This is a genomic window from Mesorhizobium sp. M0139 (genome assembly GCF_040322455.1).
In the GTDB taxonomy this organism is placed as follows: Bacteria; Pseudomonadota; Alphaproteobacteria; order Rhizobiales; family Rhizobiaceae; genus Mesorhizobium.
This window is the reverse complement of record NZ_JAMYTN010000001.1, coordinates 317,975-335,093: the sequence shown is the minus strand read 5'-3', so window position 1 is coordinate 335,093 and position 17,119 is coordinate 317,975. Positions and strand designations below refer to the sequence as shown.

Here is a 17,119-nt window from a genome sequence, read left to right as displayed (position 1 = left end):
AACACCCCTCAACGCGCAACCGTTGAACGGGTTCATACTAGGCCTTCAAATTGACGAACGCAGGAAAATTCTGATTCGCAACCGCTTGTTGGCCTGTATTTCCCCCGCAAAATCAATCACGAACGAGGTAAAACGAGCTTAGCTGGCCTTTTCCGCCAAAAATAGGGCCAACCGCCTTCGCTTTGCGAATCAGCGCACCGGACAGAGCCGGGCTTACGTGATTCGGTATTCAAGACGGGCGCTGCTCAGTCGACGGCGGTGACGGTATAGCCGGCCTTGCGAAAATCCTCGACCAGGCCTTCGGGGCCGGGAAGATGCATGGCGCCGACGGCCATGAAGGCATTGCCCTTGGCCAGGATAGGTGCGGCATGGTCGGCCATGACCTTGTTGCGGCCGGTGATCATCGTCTGGTCGAATTCCGCGTAACCTGCGGCGTCTTCGTCTTCGTCGGGCGAGATCGAACGCAACAGCGGCCAGAAGGTGCCGGTGTCGCCGCGCTGGTAAAGCACGATCATGGTTTCGTTGATGTCATTTATCTTGTCGCCCAGCTTCAGGGTCTCGACCAGCCCCTTGATGTGGAATGCAAGCGGCAGCGAGGCCATGGCGTGCAGCTGGCTGGCAGCGGTCTCCAACCCTTCCACCGGCTTCCCCAAGGCCTTGGCGTCCTGCGCCAGCTTGACGTCCAGAACCGGTGCGCCGCCTGCCTGACGGGCGACCTCACAGACCGGCAGCGCGACCATGGCCGACAGCAGCCACGGCTTCATCTTGGAGACGCTCGCCGGCGGAATGCCGCGCGCATCGAGCCCTTTGTTCACCACCGCCGCATCCTCCGGCGACAACAGCGACGACAACGTCGTGTTGTCGGTGAACATCATCAGCTCGGGTTCCTTGAGCATGGCCTCCATCATCTTCTGCTTGTCGAGCACGTCGGTGGTCTCGATGATGATGGTGCCGGCAGCGTCATAGGCTTTCCTGGCTGCCGGCGGCAGAGTGGTGACGCGCGGGTCAGTCATGTGCATGGTGCCGAACAGGAAGGATGGCTTTTCGCCTGATTTCTCCAGCTTCCACAACAGGCCCTTGCCGTTCAGCGTCGCTGCTGCTTCCGTCTCGATCCTCGCATAGGCGGCGGGGTCTTCCTTCTGCAGGGCCGACAGCAGATCGGCGCCGGCGCAGGCCGGGGCTTCGGCATGCGCCCTGCCCATGGCAAGCAGCAGCACGATGAGGAAAGACAGGAAAAACACGGCGTTGAGCGCGACGAGCAGCTTCAGCGACACAAGGGCCGCGCGATCGGCAATGGCAAGGGCGCGTTTCATGGTGCGGTTCTAGGACTGAAAAGCGGCGAAACGGTTAACCGGCGTGGGGAAATTGTCCTGGACTTATACAGTGGTCACGCGCGGGGATGCGCGGATTCGTAAATCTCGAGCAGCCTTGCCGTGTCGACGCCGGTATAGACCTGCGTCGTCGACAGGCTGGCGTGGCCGAGCAGTTCCTGGATGGTGCGCAGGTCGCCGCCGCGCCCGAGCAGATGGGTGGCGAAGGAATGGCGCAACGCGTGCGGCGTCGCGGTGTCGGGCAGGTTCAGCGCCGAGCGCAGCCTGGCCATGTCGCGCTGGACGATGGCCGGGTTGAGCGGCCCGCCGCGGGCGCCGCGAAACAGCAGGCCCTTGGGGTCGAGATGATAGGGGCAAAGTTTTCGGTATTCGGCGATTGCCCTGAGCGCCACCGGCAGCACTGGCACCAGCCGTGTCTTGCCACCCTTGCCGGTGACGCGCAGCACGGTGTCGGCTTCCGATGCCAGGTCGGCGGCGCTGAGGCCCAGCGCTTCGGAAATGCGCAGGCCCGATCCATAAAGCAGCGTCAGCACGGCGGCGTTGCGGGCGGCGATCCAAGGCTCTTCAGCCAGCTGGCAGTCCACCGACACGACATGTTTGGCATCGCTGGCGGTCAGCGGCTTGGGCAGCGATTTCGGCTGGCGCGGCGCGCGCAACGCCGCGGCACCGGCGGCATTGGCGAGACCCCGCCGTTCGAGGAAGCGCAGCAGCGAGCGGATGCCGGCGAGGCCGCGTCCGAGCGTGCGGGCGCCGGCGCCGGCGTTGCGCCGCGCGGCAAGAAAGCCGCGCAGATCGGCCGGGCGCAGAGTGGCGATGTCGGAAAGACCAGGCGAGCCGCCGCAATGCCCTGTGAGGAAATGCAGGAACTGGCGCGTGTCGCGCTCATAGGCTTCGACGGTCGCCGGCGACAGCCGGCGCTCGCGCGCCAGCATCTTCAGCCAGCTTTCGCGCGCTGCCTGGAGGTCGGGTTTTGCCGGGATGAGAAATTCCTGCATGCCGCCATTGTCAGGCAGCCGGGTTAGGAAGCGGTGAAGAACCTGTCATTGAAATGACGCCGGTAGGGCGTTAGAGCAGGGCAAAGGATATCAGCCATGTCGAAGCCCCAGAACCCCGTGCAAATGGCCGTGATCGGCGCCGCCCACGGCATCAAGGGCGAATTGCGGGTGAAGACTTTCACTGGCGAGCCGATGGCGCTGGCCGATTATGGGCCGCTCTATGCCAAGGACGGCCGCGCCTTCCAGATCATCGACATCAGGCCCGCCAACACCGTCGTGGTGGTGCGCTTCAAGGGCATTGCCGACCGCAACGCCGCCGAGGCGCTGGCCGGAACCGAGCTGTTCGTCGACCGCTCGATGCTGCCCGACGATGGCGAGGAGGACGAATTCTACCACGCCGATCTCGTCGGACTTGAAGTCCGCGACGATAAGGGCGCGGTCATCGGCAAGGTGGTGGCGGTGCATAATTTCGGCGGCGGCGACATTCTCGACGTTACCCTCGGCGGGCGCAAAGGCGTGCTGATCCCGTTCACCCAGGCCGCCGTGCCTCAGGTTTCGATCGCCGAAGGTTTTCTCCGCGTCGACCCGGCAGCCGCCGGCCTTGTCGAGGATGAGGATGGCGACGCGCCGCGCGAAGAAGATTTCGACGCGAAGGGCCGACCGCGCGGGCCGCGCGAAGCCGGAGGCAACCGGTGACGTTCAAGGCGTCGGTGCTGACGCTCTATCCCGAGATGTTTCCGGGCGGGCTAGGCCTGTCGCTGGCCGGACGGGCGCTCGAAGTCGGGACATGGTCGCTGGAAGCTATCCAGATCCGCGACTTCGCCAGCGATCGCCATCACACCGTCGACGACACGCCGGCCGGCGGTGGCGCCGGCATGGTGATGCGCGCCGATGTGCTGGCCAAGGCGATCGACCACACGTCGCCGGCGGGCGATCCGCGGCCGCGTTTGCTGATGAGCCCGCGTGGAAAGCCGCTGACGCAGGCGCACGTGCGCGAACTGGCTGGCGGGCCAGGCGCCGTCATCGTTTGCGGCCGGTTCGAGGGCGTCGACCAGCGGCTGATCGAGGCGCGTGGACTGGAAGAGGTCTCCATCGGCGATTTCATCCTGTCGGGCGGCGAGCCGGCGGCGCTTGTGCTGCTCGACGCCGTGGTGCGGCTGTTGCCCGGCGTCATGGGCAATGCGGTGTCGGGCGAGGAAGAAAGTTTCGAGAACGGCCTGCTCGAACACCCGCATTACACGCGGCCACAGGAGTTCGAGGGCAGGCCGATCCCCGACGTGCTGGTCTCCGGCAACCACAAGAAGATCGCCGCCTGGCGGCGTGCGGAGTCCGAGAAGCTGACGAAGGAGCGGCGGCCTGATTTGCTGGAGAATGGCAACGATGGCGGAAATCGCCAAAGGCCGGGCTAGCCTCTGATCTTCTCTATGAGTTTTTCCTCTTCCAAAAACTCGGCGACAACCGCAAACGCAAAAACCGACGAAGTGTCGCGTGATGTGACACCATGAATGACAGCAGCAATTTCAGGCAGATAGCCTGCGACCGGAATCTCGTCGTCTGGTTCCTCGATCTCACGGTTTCGATTGATTTTTTCAGCCTGCCTATAGATTGCGGCCATGATTTCCGGATCTGCTTTTAGCAGCTCAGAGACTTGATGAAATTCGGCATCGGTCAGAAACTCGTACTGGCGAGTACCATCGGCTAACGGATTTCTGGGAATTACGACTTTGTAGTCCGACATTTCGTTTTCTCTGGGCGAAACATGAAAAATGTTCGTCACTCAGCTCTTGGCGAAATAATAAAACGCGAGAAACAGGCCGACGGCGATGACGAAGCCGCGTACTGCGTTTTGCGGCACGCGCTTGGCGATCAAGACGCCGGCATAGCCGCCGAGCGCGCCGCCGGGGATCATGACGATTGCCTGAGGCCAGGCAACAACGCCGCCGGAAACGAAGACCAGTATGGCAACGGCGGCGATGACCACGGCCAGCATGTTCTTCAGCGCGTTCAGCCGGTGATAGTCGCCGGATTGGGTCAGGCCGAGCGTCGCCAGCATCATGACGCCCATGCCGGCGCCGAAGAAGCCGCCATAGATGGCGGTAGCGAACTGCGCCAGCGAACCGGCCAGAGAGCCGACCGTGGCTTCATGCCCAGGCTTCGGCGTTGGTTTCAGCCACGGCCCGGCGGCGAACAAGGCGGTTGCGGCCAGCAGCAGCCACGGCACGAGGGCGCGGAACGACGGATTTGAGAGCGCCAGCAGGATGAGCGCACCAGCCAGCGCGCCCAAAGCCGAGATCAGGCAAAGCAGCAGCGCGCCGCGCCAGAAATGCTTGATGTCGGTCCAGTAAGCCAGCGTCGAGGTGATGTAACCGGGAAACTGCGTCACCGAGGACGTGGCGTTGGCGATGATCGGCGGCAGGCCGGCCAGCGTCATGGCGCCGAAGGTTATGAAGGTGCCGCCGCCGGCAACCGCGTTGACGGCGCCTGACAGAAAACCCGCGAGGAAGAGCAGGACTGCGTCGAAAACAGACATTGTGAGGCCGCCGGACAAGTGTGCTGCTCCCGGATTAGGAAGCTTGAAGGGCCGGCGCAACCCTGCACTGGACGATTGCGTGGTGGCATGCGACCAAAAAAGACAGGGCCAAGGCGTGACAAGTCAGTGAAATAGCTGTATGTGCCCGCCCGTACTGGCGAGAAAAATCTCCCGGACCCGTCAACAATGACGGTGTAGTCGCCCCTGCCCAATGTTTCGAAGACAAGATGTCTCGGGGACAAAGGGCATAGCCGAGCGGTCAATGGAACTGCAAGGCGAGTGTCGGACGCTCTGACTGTCGGAAGAACAAGAAGTGGACTATTGAGATGGATATCATCCGTCAGCTCGAGGCCGAACAGGCCGCCAAGATCGAAGCCAAGCGCAAGCTTCCCGAGTTTCAGCCCGGCGACACCGTGCGCGTCCAGGTCCGCGTGACCGAAGGCACCCGCACCCGCGTCCAGGCCTATGAGGGCGTCGTCATCGCCCGCGCCGGCGCCGGCTTCCAGGAAAATTTCACCGTCCGCAAGATCTCCTACGGCGAAGGCGTCGAGCGCGTTTTCCCGGTCTACTCGCCGATGGTCGAAGGCGTCGAGATCGTGCGCCGCGGCAAGGTGCGCCGCGCCAAGCTCTATTATTTGCGCGACCGTCGCGGCAAGTCGGCCCGTATTTCGGAAAACACCGGCGTGCGCGCCCGCAAGCTCAACGATGAGGAACGCGACGCGCTGAACGCCGAGAAGGCCCGCATCGAAGCCGAGAAGGTTGCCGCTGCCCAGGCGCTGGCCGCCGAGACGGCCGCCAAGGAAGCTGCCGAGAAGAAGGCCGTCGACGAAGCCGCCAAGGCCGCCAACGAGGCTGCAAAGGCGGCGGAAGCGACCCCGGCCGAATAACCTGGTCCAAGGATTTTGAAAAGGCGGCTTCGGCCGCCTTTTTTCGTTTCACCAGATTGTGAACGATTGCCGGCCGAGAGTTTGGCCATGGCTGTTGACTCGAATTATCTTGTACACTAAATGATAGTGTACAAATAAAATGGAGAACTGACATGGCACTCTACACCACACAGGCTCGCGTCACCGGCGGCCGCGCCGGCCACGGCGAGACCAGCGACGGCCTGCTGAAGGTCGACCTCGCTTTGCCGAAGGAGCTCGGCGGACAGGGTGGCGCCACCAATCCCGAGCAGCTGTTCGCGGTCGGCTATGCCGCCTGCTTCGAAAGCGCCATCCGCTTCGTCGCGCGCAAGCAGAAGCTGCCGCTGGACGATGCGGCGGTGAGCGCCACCGTCAGCCTGCTTCCCAATGGTGAAGGCTTCAAACTTGGTGTCGCACTGGCCGCCGAGACCAAAGGCCTTGATCAGGCGGCGGCGGAAGCGCTTGTATCGGCCGCGCATCAGATTTGCCCCTATTCCAATGCGATCAAAGGCAATGTCGAGGTGGCGCTTTCGACCGTGGCGCTTCCGGCAAAGGCAGCATGACGACGAAGACCGAAACCAGGGCCAGCGAAGTCCCGGCGGACACCGCCGGGAGGATCGCCGTTCCGCGCCTTGACCAGCAGCTCTGCTTCGCGCTCTATTCGGCGAGCGGGCTGATGACCAAGCTCTATCGGCCGCTGCTTGACCCGCTCGGCCTGACCTATCCGCAATATTTGGCGATGCTGGCGCTGTGGCAGCATGCGCCGAGCACGGTCGGCGAACTCGGCGAGGCGCTGGGGCTGGATTCGGCGACATTGACGCCTCTGCTCAAGCGGATGGAAGCGGCTGGTCTCGTCACCCGCCGTCGCGATCCGGCCGACGAGCGCCGCGTGCTGGTCGAACCGACTGCCAAGGGCCAGGCGCTGCGCGCCCGCATCAAGGACGTATCCGCAGGCCTTGCCTGCGCCATGCCGCTGGAAGTCGAGGAGCTGAAGTCGCTGCACCGGACCTTGACCGGATTTGTCGCCAAGCTGCGTGAGGCTACGTCACCATCCTAATCCGTCATCTGACGGGTTCCCGTGTCCAGGAGGGGCCTGGTTTGCCGGCGGCGCAATCACGGAATAAATTCCGACCACGGGGCGTTCTAAAACCGCGTTGGTTGAAGGCATTGGAATCCGCTTTCACCGGACGCTGAGCACCGGACCGGCTTGCAAGCCGTCTGCGGACGGCTAAAGTCGCGCCTGGATTTTCATGCGAGCCCGGCTGCAAGCGGGCTTCTCATCCTGGAGTGTGTCATGACCAAATCGAAGCTGCTGCTGGCCGCCCTCGCGGCCTGTTTCCTCGCGCCCGTCGCTGCATGGGCGGCCGATGCGCTGCCCGATCTCGGCGGCAAGAAGGTCGTGGTGGTGACGGAAAACGCCTATCCGCCGCTGCAGTTCATCGACGCCAAGACCGGCAAGCAGATCGGCTGGGAGTATGACGCGATGGACGAAATCGCCAAGCGGCTGAACTTCAAGGTGGAGTACCAGAACACCTCCTGGGACGCGATGATCCAGGCGGTTTCCGACAACCAGTACAACATTGGCATGACCGGCATCACCATCAAGGACGACCGAAAGGAGAAGGTCGATTTCTCCGACCCCTATATGCGTTCGGAGCAGTTCATGCTGGTGCGCGCCGATGAAAGCCGCTTCACCGACGCCAAGACCTTCGCCGCCTTCAAGGACGGGTTGATCGGCGCGCAGGCCGGAACGACGCCGTTCTACACCGCCGTCTACAGCGTGCTCGACGGCAATGAGCAGAACCCGCGCATCAAGCAGTTCGAGACCTTCGGCGCTTCGGTGCAGGCACTGAAATCCGGCGACGTCGATGTCGTCCTGACCGACGGCACCGCCGGCAAAGGCTATGTCGATGCCTCCGGCGGCAAGCTCAAGCTGATCGGCGGCCCGCTCGGCACCGAGGATTTTGGCTTCATCTTCCCGAAGGGCTCGGACCTGGTGAAGCCGGTCAACGCGGCGATCGCGGCGCTGAAGGCCGACGGCACGATCGAGGCGCTGAACAAGAAGTGGTTTCTCGACTACAAGATGGGGCAGTAGGCCGTCTTGGCGCGACGGCCGCTGACCCCCCTTGCGGGGGAGATGCCCGGCAGGGCAGAGGGGGGTGTGAAGGATCGCCTCCCTTTTGTTTTGAGCTTTTCCAAAGAGGCCAAAGGTTGTGACTGTAACCGTTTGACAGGTTGGAGGGACAGCACCCCCCTCTGTCCTGCCGGACATCTCCCCCGCAAGGGGGGAGATCGGCAGATCTTGCGAGCGCAGCTGTTCACCAGCGTTGGGCATTGATGCTCGCCTCAACCCCAAAATCCGATTTCCCCTGGTGGCTTGCCGCTGCGATCGCGCTCGCCATCGTGGCTGCGCTCTGCATTGCCGCCAGCGATCTCTACGCCCAGGTTTTTGCCACCGTCGCCAAAGGCATCGGCATCACCATTCTTGTCACCGTGGTCGCCTTCGCGCTGGCTTCCGCCGTCGGGCTCGGCATTGCGCTGATGGGGTTGTCGGGGTCGCGTTGGCTCAAGCAGATCGCTCGTTTCTATGTCGAGATCATCCGCGGCGTGCCGATCCTGGTGCTGTTGTTCTGGATCGCCTTCGCCGGCGCGCCGGCCTTCGTGGCTGCGTGGAATGCGCTGACCGCGCCGCTGCAAAACGCCGGCTATCTCGGCGAGCTTTTGGTGCGCGACGTGTCGCTGTTGTGGCGTGCGATCATGGCGCTGACCATCGGTTATTCCGCCTTCATCTCCGAGGTCTTCCGCGCCGGCATCCAGTCAGTCGAGAAAGGCCAGATCGAGGCTGCCAAGGCGCTCGGGCTGACGCGCACGCAGCGCTTCCGGCTGATCGTCTTCCCACAGGCGATCCGCACCATCCTGCCGCCGCTCGGCAATGACTTCGTCGCCATGGTCAAGGATTCCTCGCTGGTCTCGGTGCTCGGCGTCGCCGACATCACGCAGATGGGCAAGATCTACGCCGCCGGCTCGTTCCGCTTCTTCGAGACCTATTCGATCGTCGCCTATATCTATCTCATCCTCACCGTCAGCCTGTCGCTGGCGCTGCGGGGGCTGGAGCAACGACTGCGGCGGGCGCAGCAGGAATAGAAGTCCGACGCGGGCACGGCTACGATCGCGGAGGACAGGATTCCGGAGGATGCAGGCGATGACGATCGACAAGGCCAATGCGGCGCTGGGTACCGTCTATTCGGCCGACACGCCGGAAGGGCTGGCCAAGGCCTATGCAGACTGGGCCGCGACCTATGACGGCGAGACCGCTTCGCTCGGCTATCTGCTGCCGTTCCTGATCACCGCCTGGGTGGCGCGCCATGTGAAGGTGGGTGAAGGCCCGCTGCTCGACGCCGGCTGCGGCACCGGCCTGTCAGGCCCGTCATTGAAGGCGCTGGGTTATCACGACATTGCCGGCCTCGACCTCTCCGACGACATGCTGAAGATCGCCGGCAGCCGCAATGCCTATGGCGATCTGAAGCAGGCCATGCTCGGCGGGCCGCTACCCTGGCCGGACGGGCATTTCCGCGCCTTCTTCTCGACTGGCGTGTTCACCATCGGCCATGCGCCGGCGTCCGGCCTGCACGAGCTTGTCCGCATCACCAGGAAAGGCGGCCACGCCATCTTCACCGTGCGCGACCAGGTTTTCGAAAGCGGCGGCTTCCAGGACGTGTTCGACGGGCTGGAGCGGGCCGGGAAATGGCGGCCGGCCGAGCAAAGCCCATGGTTCCGCTGCTATGCGATCGCCGAGCCGGACGCGCTGGTGAAGACTTTTGTGTTCGAGGTGCTTTGAGCGCCGCCCTCTTCGCCTTCTCTCACAAGGGGAGAAGCGAAACACGCCGCAATTGCCGAAAAGCCAAAACATTGGTATGAGCCACGCCATGGAAGAGCTTTTTGGCGATCCGGCCTATAAGGGTTTCGTGCTGCAGGACAGAAAACGCCTGCCGTCGCGTTTCTCTTCGCGCATTTCCGGCGCGCTCACCAGCCGACTTAGCTAAGCCGCTTTCGCCGCGCCGAAGGCTTCGCGCGTCTGCCCTTCCCCTTTTTGCAAATCGACGGATTTACGCACATGAGCGCACCGCGCACCCTCTACGACAAGATTTTCGACGACCATGTCGTCGACCGCCAGGATGATGGCACCTGTCTGCTCTACATCGACCGCCATCTCGTCCATGAAGTGACCAGCCCGCAGGCCTTCGAAGGTCTGCGCATGACCGGCAGAAAAGTCCGGCATCCGGAAAAGACGCTGGCCGTGGTCGATCACAATGTCTCGACCTCGCCCGAGCGCAAGTTCGGCATCAAGAACGAGGAAAGCCGCATCCAGGTCGAGGCCTTGGCCAAGAACGCTAGGGATTTCGGCGTCGAATATTACTCCGAAAACGATATCCGCCAGGGCATCGTCCACATCATCGGGCCGGAGCAGGGCTTCACGCTGCCTGGCATGACCATTGTCTGCGGCGACAGCCACACCTCGACGCATGGCGCCTTCGGCGCATTGGCACATGGCATCGGCACCTCCGAGGTCGAGCATGTGCTGGCGACCCAGACGCTGATCCAGCGCAAGGCCAAGAACATGCTGGTGCGTGTCGATGGCCAGTTACCGGAAGGCGTCACCGCCAAGGACATCATCTTGGCCATCATCGGCGAGATCGGCACCGCCGGCGGCACCGGCTATGTCATCGAATATGCCGGCGAGGCGATCCGCGCGCTGTCGATGGAAGGCCGCATGACGATTTGCAACATGTCGATCGAGGGCGGCGCGCGCGCCGGCCTGATCGCGGCCGACGAAACCACCTTCGCCTATGTCAAGGGCAAGCCGCGCGCGCCGAAGGGCGCGTCGTGGGACGCCGCGCTCGAATACTGGAAGACGCTGCAGTCCGACGAGGGCGCGCATTTCGACAAGGTGATCGTGCTCGACGCGGCCAAGCTGCCGCCGATCGTCTCCTGGGGTTCCTCGCCCGAGGACGTCGTTTCGGTGCAGGGCGTCGTTCCCAATCCGGAAGAGATCACGGACGAGAACAAGCGGACGTCAAAGATCCGCGCGCTCGACTATATGGGGCTGACGCCGGGCACGAAGATCACCGACATCACGCTCGACCGCGTCTTCATCGGCTCCTGCACCAATGGCCGCATCGAGGATCTGCGTGCGGTGGCCAAGGTGGTCGAAGGCAAGACGGTGAGTGCGCATGTCGATGCGATGATCGTGCCGGGCTCCGGTCTGGTCAAGGAACAGGCGGAGGCCGAGGGTCTCGACAAGATCTTCATTGCCGCCGGTTTCGACTGGCGCGAGCCGGGCTGCTCGATGTGCCTGGCCATGAACGACGACCGGCTGAAGCCGCATGAGCGCTGCGCCTCGACCTCGAACCGCAATTTCGAAGGCCGGCAGGGCTTCAAGGGCCGCACCCATCTGGTATCGCCGGCAATGGCGGCGGCGGCGGCGATCGCCGGCCATTTCGTCGACATCCGCGACTGGAAATAGCGCAGACTGGTTCAAGCCTGATCTGAGCGTATGCAAAACCCCGAACGGCAAAACCGTTCGGGGTTTTGTTTAAAGCGCGCCGCTCTAAGACCCTTGGGGTATTATGCCCTAGCCGGCACGCCGGATGATTTCATGAAATTCCTCCCGGCTGCCGGGTTCGTCGGTCGCGACCACCAGCGCCAGTTCGCGCTCGTCGAAGATCTTGAACCACTCGTCCCATTCGACCAGCTCGTAGCCGCCTGCGTTGACCGGGCGTTCAGGCTGATCCTGGTCCTGATAGGCGTGCTGGCCGAAGACGAGCCTCAGCAACGGCTGCGTTCCGGTTTCGGGCGATACATCGACGATCGCCGGAAATCCGGCGCGCCCTGCGGCCCATGAGCGAATTGCTTCGTGATCGGTCAGCGTGATCGTGTCGGCCATGAACAACTTCTCCTTGATTGCTGTCAGGAAACGCCGGCCTCAGGTCCCGGTTCCGTGCACCAGCTTCATGAGTGGCGACTTGCATATTCGTCCCGGCTTAACCGCTTGTTGGGGCTTGCGCTCTAAGGTCTTCCCTGACGTCAAGCGGGGAAGTCACCGTCCTTTGGACACCGGCCTGTTCATAGCGCTGCTCAATCCGACGATCGCGCTGGCGCTCGGCGCGGCGTTCCTCCTGCTGTGGTTCTATCAGCGCCACCGGCCCTATCTGGCTGTGCTCGGCACGAGCTATTGCGTGTCCGCGCCCGGCTTCCTGCTGCAGTATTTCACGCTGCCCGGCGGCATGGTGCTGACCAAGCTGGTCTCCAACCTCTGCTTCACGCTCGCCGCCTGTTGCCTCGTCGGTGCGATCATCTCACGCTACGGCAGGCGCGTGCCCTATATCGCGATCGGCATTCTGGCGGGTGGCGGGATGGTGGCATTCTGCTGGTTCCTGTTCGTCCAGCCGGACTTGACTTGGCGCATCCTGTCGATCAATTTCGGCTTTGGCGGCCTCAGCCTGCTGGTCGCTGCCGAGCTGCGCGCCGTGCGCAAGAACGGCCCGACGGAAAAAATCCTGTTCGTGTTGTCGCTGCTGTCCGGGCTGAACTTCATCGGCCGCACGCTGCTCGTCGTCATCTCGCACGGGCCGTTCACCAGCTATGACGGGTTTTATGGCTCGTCCTACTGGACGACGGCGCTTTTGACGCACGCGCTGCTGTCGTTGCTGATCGCGCTCTGCCTGTTCTCGGCAGCTGCGCTCGACGTGATGAAGGCGCTGAAGACCGAGACGCACACCGATCCGCTGTCTGGCCTGCTCAACCGCAGGGGTTTCGAGGAGCGCGCCTTGCTGGTGCTGCAGCATTGCGCTGTTACCAAGGTGCCGGTCGCGCTGGTGCTGGCCGATCTCGATCACTTCAAGGCGCTCAACGACAAATACGGACATGCCGCGGGCGACCAGGTGATCGCCGACTTCGCCGCCAAGCTTCGCGCGGCCGCCGGCACGCGTGCGGTTGCCGGCCGCATCGGCGGCGAGGAGTTCGCCGTGCTTCTGTCGCTGAGCGATCTTGCCACGGCGCGGCTGTTTGCCGAAGCCGTGCGCACGCACTATTCGGCCGGCAGTGTCGACGGGTTGCCGCCGGGCACCAGGGTGACCGCGAGCTTCGGCGTCGCGGCGCGCACCGGCGACGAAGGGCTGGAGCCGCTGATGCGGCGCGCCGACGAAGCGCTCTACAAGGCCAAGAAGAACGGCCGCGACAGCGTGCGATTGTCCTATGAGCGGGCGGAAACGGTGTTCATCCCGGATACAGGCAGCGTCGGTTAGCGTCTCGCTTAAACGGCCTCTCGGCCGTGCCGGATCATCAGCGGCAAGGGCTGAGGTTGGGCATTTCGCCATCGGAGAGGCCGTACATATAGGAGCGGCCCTTCACGAACACCGGCGGCTGGTAGCAGCCACGCCTGGAGATGTGATCCGCCTCGTCTTCATAAAGGACTTCCGGTTCCGCTTCCGGCTGCCCGGCGCTGGTGTAGTCGGACAATTTCTTGGCCAGCCTGCCTTGGCCGACAATGATGCGCTTGTAGCCGGCGGCGCTGTCGATGACGAGATTGCCCAGGGAATCGGCATAGACGCGGTCATGATGGCGCGACCAGGCCATTGCCGGGGCGGCGAAGCCGAGACTGGCTGTCGCCAGCACAAGCGCCGCAAGGCGCGCTCTTCCTGAATTCGAAAGCATGGTGTCCTCTCTGCTGTGGACCCGATCGAATCGGAAATTAACCTTTTCTTAACCTTTGTTAAGAGGGCAGGCGCATCCGGCGGCGATCTCTCGCCAAACATGGTTAATATCCGACGGGATGGAAACCCGTGCGTCATCATTCGGCCATGCTTGCCCGCACCATCGGCCGCGACGCACACAACTACGCTGACGTCGGGTGAGCTTGATCTTGGTGGAACATCGCGGCTAGTTAGCCGCGCAGGAGGACAGCATATGGCGTTACGCCGGACGTGTCGGGTGACGCTGTTGTCGATCCCCTTGCTGACTGCCGCAGCCTGCGTGCCGCAGAACGGCGCGCCGACGGCGATGAATACCGTACCACCCACTGTTGCGCCCGTGCCGGCTCAGCAGTCCGCCGCACCTGTGGCGCCCCCGGCTTCCGCAACGGCTCCGACAGCGCCTGCCGCACCTTCAGCCAAGATCGTCACCGACCTTACCGCGCCGCGGTCTGCTGTCGGCACGGCAACTTACAGATGCGGCAATGGCGGCATGATCACCATCCAGAACCTCGGCACGGCGTTGCGCGTTGTCAGGCCCGATGGCACGACCGAGGAGTTTGCCGCATCACCCGTCAACCAGTCCAGCCGCTACCAGGAAGCCGCGTCGCATGACGCAATCGTGATCGACGCGCGCGAGGCGCTGGTGATGAAGAGGGGCTCGACACCACAGACCTGCAAACGATAGCCTGGCGTCGATGGCAAAGGAAATGCCGCACTGCAGCGAACGGTGCGCCGGCTTTCGACGGTGGCCAAATCGATTGAAGCGAAACAGCAGCCTTTTGTCAGACTAAATGACGTTTTCAAAACGATTTTCCGGCTTTGACGCGGTGCAAAAAGAGCATTAGAAACCGGCTGTCTGAAGTCATATATCGAGGCGGTAAGTGCCGCTTTCCACCGCGGCTCCGGACATCGAACTGGGGCAGCCATGAGCAAATCACCAGCCACCCGAACCGCCAGACGTGAACGGCCGCTCTCGCCGCACCTGACGATTTACCGCCCACCGGTCACCATGACGATGTCGATCATTCACCGCATCACTGGCGGGGCGCTGTATTTCGGCACGCTGCTGGTCGCCGCGTGGCTGATGGCGGCGGCGAGTTCGCAAGGCGCTTTCGATTGGATCAATTGGGCCTTCGGCACCTGGCTCGGCCGGCTCATCCTGTTCGGCTACACCTGGGCGCTGATGCACCACATGCTGGGCGGCGTGCGCCATCTCGTCTGGGACACCGGCGCCGGGCTGGAGAAACACACGGCATCGAAGATTGCCTGGGCGACGCTCGCCGGTTCCATCCTGCTCACGCTGCTGATCTGGGTCGCCGGCTACATGGCGCGGGGAACCTTGTGATGAGCGGCACGAACAACAACGATATGCGCACGCCGCTGGCCAAGGTCCGCGGTCTGGGCTCGGCCCGCGAAGGCACCGGGCATTTCTGGCGACAGCGGCTGACGGCCATTGCCAACATCCCGCTGATACTGTTCTTCGTCGGGTTCCTGATCGCGCTCAATGGCGCCGGCTTCGCCGAGGTGCGGGCGGCGCTCGCCAGTCCGTTCGTGGCGCTGGTGTTGGCGCTGGTGCTCGTTTCCGGTCTCACCCATATGCGTGTCGGCATGCAGGTCATTATCGAGGATTACGTGCATGCCGAAGGCATGAAGCTGGCGCTGATCGCACTCAGCACGTTTTTCACCATAGCGGTCGGCGTCGCCTCGATCTTCGCCCTGCTCAAACTGGCATTCGGAGGCTGATTTGGCCAAGGACGCGAAATCGGCCACCGGCTATACCTTTGTCGACCACAAGTTCGACGTGGTGGTCGTCGGCGCCGGCGGCGCCGGCCTGCGCGCCACGCTCGGCATGGCCGAGCAGGGCCTGCGCACGGCCTGCATCACCAAAGTGTTCCCGACCCGCTCGCACACGGTGGCGGCACAAGGCGGCATTGCCGCGTCGCTGTCCAACATGGGTCCGGACTCCTGGCAGTGGCACATGTACGACACCGTCAAGGGTTCGGACTGGCTGGGCGACGTCGACGCCATGGAATATCTGGTGCGCGAGGCACCGGCGGCGGTCTACGAGCTCGAGCATTACGGCGTGCCGTTCTCGCGCACCGAAGAGGGCAAGATCTACCAGCGGCCGTTCGGCGGGCACATGATGAATTATGGCGACGGCCCGCCGGTGCAGCGCACCTGTGCTGCCGCCGACCGCACCGGTCACGCCATCCTGCACACGCTCTACGGCCAGTCGCTGAAGAACAATGCACAGTTCTTCATCGAGTATTTTGCGCTCGACCTGATCATGGAACCGGACGGCACCTGCACCGGCGTCGTCGCCTGGAACCTCGACGACGGCACCATCCATCGCTTCTCCGCCAAGATGGTGGTGCTGGCGACCGGCGGATATGGCCGCGCCTATTTCTCGGCGACGTCGGCGCACACCTGTACAGGCGACGGCGGCGGCATGGCGGCACGGGCCGGCTTCCCGTTGCAGGATATGGAGTTCGTGCAGTTTCATCCGACCGGCATCTACGGCGCCGGCTGCCTGATCACCGAAGGCGCGCGCGGCGAGGGCGGCTATCTCGTCAATTCCGAGGGCGAGCGCTTCATGGAACGCTACGCGCCGTCGGCCAAGGACCTGGCCTCGCGCGACGTCGTCTCGCGTTGCATGACGCTGGAGATCCGCGAAGGCCGCGGGGTCGGCAAGAACAAGGACCATATTTTCCTGCATCTCGACCATCTCGATCCGGCCGTGCTGCATGAGCGGCTGCCGGGCATTTCGGAATCGGCCAGGATTTTCGCCGGCGTCGACCTGACCAAGGAGCCGATCCCGGTGCTGCCGACGGTGCACTACAATATGGGCGGCGTGCCGACCAACTACTGGGGCGAGGTGCTGAACCCGACGGTCGAGAATCCTGACCGGGTGTCACCCGGGCTGATGGCGGTCGGCGAGGCCGGCTGTGCCTCCGTGCACGGCGCCAACCGGCTGGGCTCGAACTCGTTGATCGATCTGGTGGTGTTCGGCCGCGCCGCCGCAATCCGCGCCGGCCAGGTCATCGACCGTAATTCGGCGATCCCTTCGCCCAACGAAGCCTCGGTCGAAAACATCATGGACCGCTTCGACCGGCTGCGCCACGCCAATGGCTCGACGCCAACCGCTGTTCTGCGTGAGAAAATGCAGAAGGCGATGCAGGAAGACGCCGCCGTGTTCCGCACACAGGAGTCGCTCGAAAACGGCTGCAAGCGCATTTCGCAGATATGGACCGAGCTCAAGGACCTGAAAGTCTCCGACCGCTCGATGATCTGGAATTCCGACCTGGTCGAGACGCTGGAGCTGGAAAATCTGATGGCCAACGCCATCACCACGGTCTACGGCGCCGAGGCACGCAAGGAGAGCCGCGGCGCGCATGCGCGCGAAGATTTCTCGGCCCGCGACGACACTATCTGGCGCAAGCATACGCTGGCCCGGCTAAGCGAGGACGGCCAGGTGAGCCTCAGCTATCGTCCGGTGCACACCGAACCGTTGGTGGCGGAAAAGGACGGCGGCATCAGCCTCGCCAAGATCGCGCCCAAGGCCAGGGTGTACTGACCATGGTGCCGAAGCTCGTCATCCGAAAGGACC

Annotated in this window: 20 protein-coding genes; 14 read left to right on the top strand and 6 right to left on the bottom strand. The window is 63.4% G+C overall.

Going from position 1 to position 17,119, the window contains the following annotated elements; genetic code table 11:
* Window positions 1-245: 245 nt before the first annotated feature.
* Together NKJ58_RS01625 and NKJ58_RS01620 are read right to left on the bottom strand one after the other, a co-directional pair.
* Complete coding sequence (locus NKJ58_RS01625; RefSeq protein ID WP_352852730.1) at window positions 246-1,313, bottom strand: TraB/GumN family protein; 1,068 nt, start codon at window positions 1,311-1,313, stop codon at window positions 246-248.
* A gap of 74 nt (window positions 1,314-1,387) precedes the next feature.
* Entirely contained in the window at window positions 1,388-2,326 is a 939-nt protein-coding gene (locus NKJ58_RS01620) for a tyrosine recombinase XerC (RefSeq protein WP_023742119.1), read from the bottom strand.
* A 96-nt stretch (window positions 2,327-2,422) separates the two neighbouring features.
* On the opposite strand from NKJ58_RS01620, the gene rimM reads away from it, so the two are divergent.
* The gene (gene rimM, locus NKJ58_RS01615) at window positions 2,423-3,022 is read left to right on the top strand and encodes a ribosome maturation factor RimM (protein ID WP_023715860.1); all 600 of its coding nucleotides are present in this window, start codon (window positions 2,423-2,425) and stop codon (window positions 3,020-3,022) included.
* The gene (gene trmD, locus NKJ58_RS01610) at window positions 3,019-3,735 is read left to right on the top strand and encodes a tRNA (guanosine(37)-N1)-methyltransferase TrmD (protein ID WP_023715861.1); all 717 of its coding nucleotides are present in this window, start codon (window positions 3,019-3,021) and stop codon (window positions 3,733-3,735) included. Before rimM ends, trmD begins: the two co-directional genes overlap by 4 nt.
* On the opposite strand, the gene NKJ58_RS01605 is transcribed toward trmD, so the two are convergent.
* Together NKJ58_RS01605 and NKJ58_RS01600 are read right to left on the bottom strand one after the other, a co-directional pair.
* Entirely contained in the window at window positions 3,732-4,064 is a 333-nt protein-coding gene (locus NKJ58_RS01605) for a hypothetical protein (RefSeq protein WP_023715862.1), read from the bottom strand. The genes trmD and NKJ58_RS01605 overlap by 4 nt on opposite strands.
* A gap of 39 nt (window positions 4,065-4,103) precedes the next feature.
* Window positions 4,104-4,856 (bottom strand): sulfite exporter TauE/SafE family protein, encoded by a 753-nt coding sequence (locus NKJ58_RS01600; RefSeq protein WP_023715863.1) that lies wholly within the window; start codon window positions 4,854-4,856, stop codon window positions 4,104-4,106.
* Window positions 4,857-5,182: 326 nt separating this feature from the next.
* On the opposite strand from NKJ58_RS01600, the gene rplS reads away from it, so the two are divergent.
* From rplS to leuC, 7 genes are all read left to right on the top strand, one after another.
* Complete coding sequence (gene rplS / locus NKJ58_RS01595; protein ID WP_023715864.1) at window positions 5,183-5,743, top strand: 50S ribosomal protein L19; 561 nt, start codon at window positions 5,183-5,185, stop codon at window positions 5,741-5,743.
* Between the two features lie 152 nt (window positions 5,744-5,895).
* Window positions 5,896-6,324 (top strand): organic hydroperoxide resistance protein, encoded by a 429-nt coding sequence (locus tag NKJ58_RS01590; RefSeq protein ID WP_023670524.1) that lies wholly within the window; start codon window positions 5,896-5,898, stop codon window positions 6,322-6,324.
* Window positions 6,321-6,818 carry a MarR family winged helix-turn-helix transcriptional regulator gene (locus NKJ58_RS01585; RefSeq protein WP_023683877.1) on the top strand — a complete coding sequence of 166 codons (498 nt, stop codon included), beginning with the start codon at window positions 6,321-6,323 and terminating at the stop codon, window positions 6,816-6,818. The genes NKJ58_RS01590 and NKJ58_RS01585 overlap by 4 nt, the downstream gene beginning before the upstream one ends.
* A gap of 237 nt (window positions 6,819-7,055) precedes the next feature.
* Window positions 7,056-7,856, top strand: a complete 801-nt coding sequence (locus NKJ58_RS01580; protein ID WP_023687705.1) for a transporter substrate-binding domain-containing protein — start codon at window positions 7,056-7,058, stop codon at window positions 7,854-7,856.
* Window positions 7,857-8,098: 242 nt separating this feature from the next.
* Window positions 8,099-8,905, top strand: a complete 807-nt coding sequence (locus tag NKJ58_RS01575) for an amino acid ABC transporter permease (protein ID WP_023826889.1) — start codon at window positions 8,099-8,101, stop codon at window positions 8,903-8,905.
* Between the two features lie 58 nt (window positions 8,906-8,963).
* Window positions 8,964-9,599, top strand: coding sequence for a class I SAM-dependent DNA methyltransferase (locus NKJ58_RS01570; protein WP_023815323.1), 636 nt, complete (start codon window positions 8,964-8,966; stop codon window positions 9,597-9,599).
* 276 nt (window positions 9,600-9,875) lie between these two features.
* Entirely contained in the window at window positions 9,876-11,285 is a 1,410-nt protein-coding gene (gene leuC, locus NKJ58_RS01565) for a 3-isopropylmalate dehydratase large subunit (RefSeq protein WP_023670518.1), read from the top strand.
* A gap of 108 nt (window positions 11,286-11,393) precedes the next feature.
* On the opposite strand, the gene NKJ58_RS01560 is transcribed toward leuC, so the two are convergent.
* Entirely contained in the window at window positions 11,394-11,705 is a 312-nt protein-coding gene (locus tag NKJ58_RS01560) for a hypothetical protein (protein ID WP_023706723.1), read from the bottom strand.
* Between the two features lie 163 nt (window positions 11,706-11,868).
* Between NKJ58_RS01560 and NKJ58_RS01555 the strand changes: the two genes are divergently transcribed.
* Entirely contained in the window at window positions 11,869-13,065 is a 1,197-nt protein-coding gene (locus NKJ58_RS01555) for a GGDEF domain-containing protein (protein ID WP_023815322.1), read from the top strand.
* A gap of 37 nt (window positions 13,066-13,102) precedes the next feature.
* Here the strand turns inward: NKJ58_RS01555 and NKJ58_RS01550 are convergent, their stop codons facing one another.
* A complete protein-coding gene (locus NKJ58_RS01550) occupies window positions 13,103-13,474 on the bottom strand; it encodes a hypothetical protein (protein WP_023687709.1) in 372 nt (123 codons plus the stop codon).
* A 252-nt stretch (window positions 13,475-13,726) separates the two neighbouring features.
* Between NKJ58_RS01550 and NKJ58_RS01545 the strand changes: the two genes are divergently transcribed.
* The 4 genes from NKJ58_RS01545 (at window position 13,727) to sdhA (ending at window position 17,086) form a co-directional block, all read left to right on the top strand.
* Complete coding sequence (locus NKJ58_RS01545; protein ID WP_023828727.1) at window positions 13,727-14,197, top strand: hypothetical protein; 471 nt, start codon at window positions 13,727-13,729, stop codon at window positions 14,195-14,197.
* A 240-nt stretch (window positions 14,198-14,437) separates the two neighbouring features.
* On the top strand, window positions 14,438-14,857 hold the full coding sequence (gene sdhC / locus NKJ58_RS01540; protein ID WP_352520159.1) for a succinate dehydrogenase, cytochrome b556 subunit: 420 nt from the start codon (window positions 14,438-14,440) through the stop codon (window positions 14,855-14,857).
* Complete coding sequence (gene sdhD / locus NKJ58_RS01535; RefSeq protein ID WP_023683885.1) at window positions 14,857-15,255, top strand: succinate dehydrogenase, hydrophobic membrane anchor protein; 399 nt, start codon at window positions 14,857-14,859, stop codon at window positions 15,253-15,255. Before sdhC ends, sdhD begins: the two co-directional genes overlap by 1 nt.
* A gap of 1 nt (window position 15,256) precedes the next feature.
* Window positions 15,257-17,086, top strand: coding sequence for a succinate dehydrogenase flavoprotein subunit (sdhA, locus tag NKJ58_RS01530; protein ID WP_352520158.1), 1,830 nt, complete (start codon window positions 15,257-15,259; stop codon window positions 17,084-17,086).
* Window positions 17,087-17,119 lie beyond the last annotated feature (33 nt).

Excerpts from the sequence above, each read along its gene's own strand:
- NKJ58_RS01625 (WP_352852730.1), bottom strand. The coding sequence starts at position 1,313 with ATGAAACGCGCCCTTGCCATTGCCGATCGCGCGGCCCTTGTGTCGCTG.
- NKJ58_RS01620 (WP_023742119.1), bottom strand. The coding sequence starts at position 2,326 with ATGCAGGAATTTCTCATCCCGGCAAAACCCGACCTCCAGGCAGCGCGC.
- rimM (WP_023715860.1), top strand. The coding sequence starts at position 2,423 with ATGTCGAAGCCCCAGAACCCCGTGCAAATGGCCGTGATCGGCGCCGCC.
- NKJ58_RS01605 (WP_023715862.1), bottom strand. The coding sequence starts at position 4,064 with ATGTCGGACTACAAAGTCGTAATTCCCAGAAATCCGTTAGCCGATGGT.
- NKJ58_RS01600 (WP_023715863.1), bottom strand. The coding sequence starts at position 4,856 with ATGTCTGTTTTCGACGCAGTCCTGCTCTTCCTCGCGGGTTTTCTGTCA.
- rplS (WP_023715864.1), top strand. The coding sequence starts at position 5,183 with ATGGATATCATCCGTCAGCTCGAGGCCGAACAGGCCGCCAAGATCGAA.
- NKJ58_RS01590 (WP_023670524.1), top strand. The coding sequence starts at position 5,896 with ATGGCACTCTACACCACACAGGCTCGCGTCACCGGCGGCCGCGCCGGC.
- NKJ58_RS01585 (WP_023683877.1), top strand. The coding sequence starts at position 6,321 with ATGACGACGAAGACCGAAACCAGGGCCAGCGAAGTCCCGGCGGACACC.
- NKJ58_RS01580 (WP_023687705.1), top strand. The coding sequence starts at position 7,056 with ATGACCAAATCGAAGCTGCTGCTGGCCGCCCTCGCGGCCTGTTTCCTC.
- NKJ58_RS01575 (WP_023826889.1), top strand. The coding sequence starts at position 8,099 with ATGCTCGCCTCAACCCCAAAATCCGATTTCCCCTGGTGGCTTGCCGCT.
- NKJ58_RS01570 (WP_023815323.1), top strand. The coding sequence starts at position 8,964 with ATGACGATCGACAAGGCCAATGCGGCGCTGGGTACCGTCTATTCGGCC.
- leuC (WP_023670518.1), top strand. The coding sequence starts at position 9,876 with ATGAGCGCACCGCGCACCCTCTACGACAAGATTTTCGACGACCATGTC.
- NKJ58_RS01560 (WP_023706723.1), bottom strand. The coding sequence starts at position 11,705 with ATGGCCGACACGATCACGCTGACCGATCACGAAGCAATTCGCTCATGG.
- NKJ58_RS01550 (WP_023687709.1), bottom strand. The coding sequence starts at position 13,474 with ATGCTTTCGAATTCAGGAAGAGCGCGCCTTGCGGCGCTTGTGCTGGCG.
- NKJ58_RS01545 (WP_023828727.1), top strand. The coding sequence starts at position 13,727 with ATGGCGTTACGCCGGACGTGTCGGGTGACGCTGTTGTCGATCCCCTTG.
- sdhC (WP_352520159.1), top strand. The coding sequence starts at position 14,438 with ATGAGCAAATCACCAGCCACCCGAACCGCCAGACGTGAACGGCCGCTC.
- sdhD (WP_023683885.1), top strand. The coding sequence starts at position 14,857 with ATGAGCGGCACGAACAACAACGATATGCGCACGCCGCTGGCCAAGGTC.